The 5,352-nt window shown below is 71.1% G+C and carries 3 protein-coding genes and 2 pseudogenes; all 5 read left to right on the forward strand.

The window, feature by feature from the left end:
* Positions 1–94 (forward strand): annotated as a pseudogene (locus ACFV61_RS34110) (roadblock/LC7 domain-containing protein); the annotation flags it as partial.
* A gap of 161 nt (positions 95–255) precedes the next feature.
* Entirely contained in the window at positions 256–939 is a 684-nt protein-coding gene (locus tag ACFV61_RS34115; protein WP_079135609.1) for a DUF742 domain-containing protein, read from the forward strand.
* Positions 920–1,504: an ATP/GTP-binding protein gene (locus tag ACFV61_RS34120; protein WP_063347719.1), complete on the forward strand. Its 585-nt coding sequence runs from the start codon at positions 920–922 to the stop codon at positions 1,502–1,504. Before ACFV61_RS34115 ends, ACFV61_RS34120 begins: the two co-directional genes overlap by 20 nt.
* A gap of 393 nt (positions 1,505–1,897) precedes the next feature.
* Positions 1,898–5,251: a nitrate- and nitrite sensing domain-containing protein gene (locus tag ACFV61_RS34125; RefSeq protein WP_380430286.1), complete on the forward strand. Its 3,354-nt coding sequence runs from the start codon at positions 1,898–1,900 to the stop codon at positions 5,249–5,251.
* Positions 5,252–5,261: 10 nt separating this feature from the next.
* Positions 5,262–5,352 (forward strand): annotated as a pseudogene (locus ACFV61_RS34130) (roadblock/LC7 domain-containing protein); the annotation flags it as partial.

Consider the following 5,352-nt stretch of genomic DNA (forward strand, 5'->3'; position numbering starts at 1 on the left):
CGTCGGCTACGAGATGGCCCTCCTCGTCGACCGCGCCGGCGCCGTCCTCACCCCCGCACTCCGCGCGGAACTCCAGGGCAGTCTCCTGCACTGACGGTCCGTCGGATACCGTCCAGGTATTCGAAGTACCTCCGCGTCCTTCCCGGGCCCGCTTCGGCGGGCTCGGGTTCGGACGTTGTACGGCCTTCGCACCACCGGCTCCGGACCTGCGCCGAAGCTCGCACCGCACCGCCGCACCCTGTGAGGAGAGGAACCGTGACACCGCCCGACGACCGCAGCGGCCAGTACGGCGTTCCGTACCCTGGCACAGGCCATGACGCCTTCGGAGCACCCGGCGTCGGCCACGGTCAGCAGTACGGCCAGCCTCAGCACGGCCAGCAGCACGGACAGCAGTACGGCCAGCACCAGTACGGGCAGCCCCAGCACCCGTACGGGCAGCCGCAGCAGGAGCAGTACGACCGGCAGGGCCCGCCCGGCCAGTACCGACAGCCGCAGCCCGCCTTCGACACGCCGCCGCCCGGCTACCCGGCGCCCGCCCCCGACCACCGGCCGGCCCACGAGCCCGGGCACGTCGAGGAGTTCGAGGACGAGCCCGACTCCGGCCCGCTGATCCGGCCGTTCGCGATGACCGGTGGACGTACCCGGCCGCGCTACGAACTCGCGCTGGAGGCCCTCGTCTCCGCCGACGTCGACCCGCAGCGCCTGGCCACCCTGCTCCCCGAGCACCAGCGGATCTGCACCCTGTGCAGGGAGGTCAAATCCGTCGCGGAGGTGTCGGCGCTGCTCTCCCTTCCCCTGGGAGTGGCCCGCATCCTCGTGGCCGACCTGGCCGAAGCCGGCCTCGTCGCCATCCACCAGCCCGCTTCCGGCGGCGAATCCGGAAACCAGCCCGACGTCACGCTGCTCGAAAGGGTCCTCAGTGGACTTCGCAAGCTCTAACGCGGCCGCCCCCACCCGCGCCACCACCTCCGCGAAGATCGTCGTCGCGGGCGGCTTCGGCGTCGGCAAGACCACGCTCGTCGGCGCCGTCTCCGAGATCAACCCCCTGCGCACCGAAGCCGTCATGACCTCGGCCTCCGCCGGCATCGACGACCTCAGCCACGTCTCCGGCAAGACCACCACCACCGTCGCCATGGACTTCGGCCGCATCACCCTCGACGAAGACCTCATCCTCTACCTCTTCGGCACCCCCGGACAGGACCGCTTCTGGTTCATGTGGGACGACCTCGTCCGCGGCGCCATCGGCGCCGTCGTCCTCGTCGACACCCGCCGCCTCGCCGACTGCTTCCCCGCCCTCGACTACTTCGAGAACAGCGGACTCCCCTTCGTCGTCGCCCTCAACGGCTTCGACGGACACCAGCCCCACACCGCCGACGAGGTCCGCGAAGCACTCCAGCTCAGCGCCGAAACCCCCGTCGTCACCCTCGACGCCCGCCGCCGCGACAGCGCCAAAAGCGCCCTCATCACCCTCGTCGAACACGCCCTCCTCGCCCGACTCCGATGACGGGCCGGACATCCGGACCCCGGGGGCCGTCGGCGTGACGGCCCCCGGGGCGGAGCCGCTACCGGCCGATGTCCTCCAGGGGCATCGCGCAAGACCCGCTGTATAAGCAGCGGATAACAGTTCGGTAGGCATTTTGTGATCAACAGTGACTCTGCGTGGTGAACTAGCGCCACTCAGCGCCAGAAGACCACGGTTTTGCTCCGTCATGTCGGTGAATGTCCCTATTGCGCCGACGCGGGGGCCATCCTGCGGCTGTTTGTCCCCCATCCCTGCACGTGCTGAAATTCCAGCTACCCCTGAAACCCTCGCGCCGGCCCACCGGTGACGGGCCAGGGCCCGGGGGTAGCGCTGGATTGATCCATGGCCGACAGTCGGCCGAGAGGTAGTTGTCGAGTGAGGCGTAAGCAGCAACCCGCCCCGCAGCGGCGCTCCGAGCCCCGCCGGAGCGAGCCGAACGGTACCGCAGCGGACCCGGCCGGATTCTCCGCTTTCACCCCCACCGAGGAGCGCTCCCAGGCCTCCCCGGCCCCGCAGCCCCCGGCCGCGTCCACGGAACCCCGCAGCGGCGGTCCGGACGGCGACGCCTCCAGGCGGTACGACTTCCTCCGCCCGCGCAACTGGCGCGTGCCGACCCGTCTGATCGCGATCCTGCTGATCCCCGTGATCATCAGCCTCGTCTTCGGCGGCCTCCGCGTGAACACCTCGGTCGACGGCTACATCAAGGCCTCCCGCGCCGAGAAGACCGCCGAGCTCGCCAAGGCGGCCACCGAGCTCGCCGAAGCGCTGGAGATCGAGCGCGACACCACGCTGATACCCCTGCTCACCAAGCAGGACCCGGACGGCAAGGTCGCCAAGATCCGCGCCAACACGGACGCCGCGCTGAAGGCGTACGAGGCGGCCTACGCGGCCTCCGACAAGTCCGGCGAACTGCCGCGCCGCCACGAGGGCTTCCAGGCCCTGGTGGTCGACCTGCCGCACCTGCGGTCCAGCGCGTACGGATCCGAGCTGTTCGCCGGCGCCACCGTCAACGCCTACTCGGTGATGTTCGCCCCGCTGCTGTCCTACGACAACTCGGTCGGCATCGGCTCCAGCAACGCCGCCAGCAAGGGCCGCGCGATCTACGCGATGTCCCTCGCCAAGGCCTCCGCCTCGACCCAGCGCGCGCTCATGCTGCACCTGCTGGTCGGCATCTCCCAGAACGCCACCACCCGGTTCGAGAACGCCGACGTGATCCAGCAGATCCTGGTCGCGGAGCGGCTGGAGCAGGTCTCGCTGACCGAGTTCAACACCGGCAGCGCCCCCGAGGACGCCCGCAAGTACGCCAACGCGCAGGTCGTCCAGGCCGCCGCGCAGGAGCGCTCGGCCTACAAGATGCCGAACGGCACCGCGCCCTCCATGCAGACCCTGCTCTCCCTCGGCGCCGCCTACAGCCAGGCCGCCGCCGAGGGCCAGAGCAAGGGCAAGGCCGCCGCCGACCAGGCCTACAAGGAGGCCAAGGACTCCGGTCTCACCCCGGAGAACTGGAACCAGGCCGCCAACACCCACATCCAGGCCCTGCGCGACACCGAGGTCCAGCTGCTGGACGACGTCCTCACGGACTCCCGCGGCCTCAAGGACAACGCGCTCTACGACGCCATCCTCAACACGATCATCGTCGTCGCCGCGCTCATCCTGGCCGGCCTGCTCACCGGCTACGTCGCCCGCTCGATGATCCTCGGCATGCGCACCCTGCGCAGCGCCGCCCTGGAGATCGCCGACCACCGCCTGCCGGACCTGGTCGAGAAGCTCTCCAAGACCGACCCCGACCGGGTCGACACCTCCGTCACCCCGATCCCGCTGCACGGCAAGGACGAGATCGGCGAGGTCGCCCGGGCGTTCGACCAGGTCCACCAGCAGGCCGTGGCGCTCGCCGCCGAGCAGGCCCTGCTGCGAGGGAACGTCAACGCGATCTTCACCAACCTGTCGCGTCGCAGCCAGGGCCTGATCCAGCGCCAGCTGGCGCTGATCACCGACCTGGAGAACAACGAGGCCGACCCGGACCAGCTGGAGAACCTCTTCAAGCTGGACCACCTCGCCACCCGCATGCGCCGCAACGGTGAGAACCTGCTCGTCCTCGCGGGCGAGGAGGCCGGCCGCCGCTGGAACACCCCGGTCCCGCTGGTCGACGTGCTCCGCGCCGCCTCCTCCGAGGTGGAGCAGTACGAGCGCGTCGAGCTGTCCGGCATCCCGGAGGTCGAGGTCGTCGGCGCCGCCGTGACCGACCTCGTCCACCTGCTCGCCGAGCTGCTGGAGAACGCCACCTCGTTCTCCAGCCCGCAGACCCGGGTCCTGGTCAACGCAACCCGCCTGCCGGACGGCCGGGTGCTGGTCGAGATCCACGACAAGGGCATCGGCCTCACCGCCGACGACTTCGCCGAGATCAACGAGAAGCTGGCCGAGCCGCCGACCGTCGACGCCACCATCTCCCGCCGCATGGGCCTGTTCGTGGTCGGCCGGCTGTCCCAGCGACACGACGTCCGCGTCCAGCTCCGCCCGTCCGGCGAGTCCGCCGGCACCACCTCGCTGGTCATGATCCCGCCGTTCATCACCCGGTCGGGCGCCGCGCCGGAGCCCGAGGAGCAGTTCACCGTCTCCCGGATCTTCGCCGAGCAGGAGCCGACCTCCCAGTGGGCGCCCAACGGCCAGCCGCGCAGCGCCGCCGAGCTGGGCTTCGACGACCACCTCACCGGCACCGGCAACGCCGGATCCAGCGGCTTCAGCCCGGCCCTGGAGGCCGTCCAGCGCTCGCAGCGCCTCGACCAGGTCCGCCGCGCGGCCCTGGAGAGCGGCCCGCACGACGGCGAGCCGCCGGTGCTGGACGCCGAGGTCGAGGAGGAGTACCAGCAGGGCTACGACCAGTACGCCCCCCAGGGCTACGAGCAGCAGTCCGGCTACGCCGACGACCAGTACGGCTACGCCCAGGACGGCTACCAGCAGGACGAGTACGGCCAGGACCAGTACGGCCAGTACCCGCAGCAGGGCTACGACCAGTCCGGCTACGCCGACGACCAGTACGGCCGCCAGGACTACCAGGGCGACGGCTACCAGGGCTACCAGGACGGCTACGCCGACCAGTACGGCCAGCAGGCCGAGGAGGCCCCGGCCGGCCACCCGTACGCCCCGGAGCCGCCCGCACTGCCCGCCGCCGAGCCCACCCCCACCCTGCCGTCCGGGCTACCGCAGCGCCGCCCCGGCCAGCAGCTGGCGGGTGGCGGCTTCGGCGCCCCGACCGCTCCGGCGGGCGGCGGCTCCGGCGGCGAGACCCCGAACTGGTTCGCCGGCGCCAAGGACACCTCGGCGGTCGACGAGCCGCGCGGCCACGACGTGTCGGCGCTGGGCGGCTACGGCCCGACCGGCCCGACCAACTCGCCCTGGCAGTCGCCCAACGACGGCGCCTGGCAGCAGGCCGAACAGACCCGCGAGCCCGCCTCCGGCGGCACCACCGGGGCAGGCCTGCCGCGGCGCGTGCCCAAGCAGAACCTGGTGGCCGGAAACGCCAAGCCCACTCCGCAGGAAGGGCCGCAGGTCTCCCGCAGCCCTGAGGAGGTCCGCGGTCGGCTCACCAACCTGCGCCGCGGCGTGGAGCAGGGCCGCAGTGCCGGTAACACCGGAAGCTTCCGGATCGACCCCGATCAGGTAGACCCGTCCGGCAACGGACAGAACCGAAGCACCGATCTCTTCGGCGGCTCGAACCACCAGGAGCGTTGAGTTGACTCAGATGAGCCAGGCCGCACAGAACCTGAACTGGCTGATCACCAATTTCGTGGACAACACCCCCGGGGTGTCCCACACCGTGGTGGTCTCCGCCG

The sequence above is a fragment of the Kitasatospora sp. NPDC059817 genome (genome assembly GCF_042731835.1).
Taxonomy (GTDB): Bacteria; Actinomycetota; Actinomycetes; order Streptomycetales; family Streptomycetaceae; genus Kitasatospora.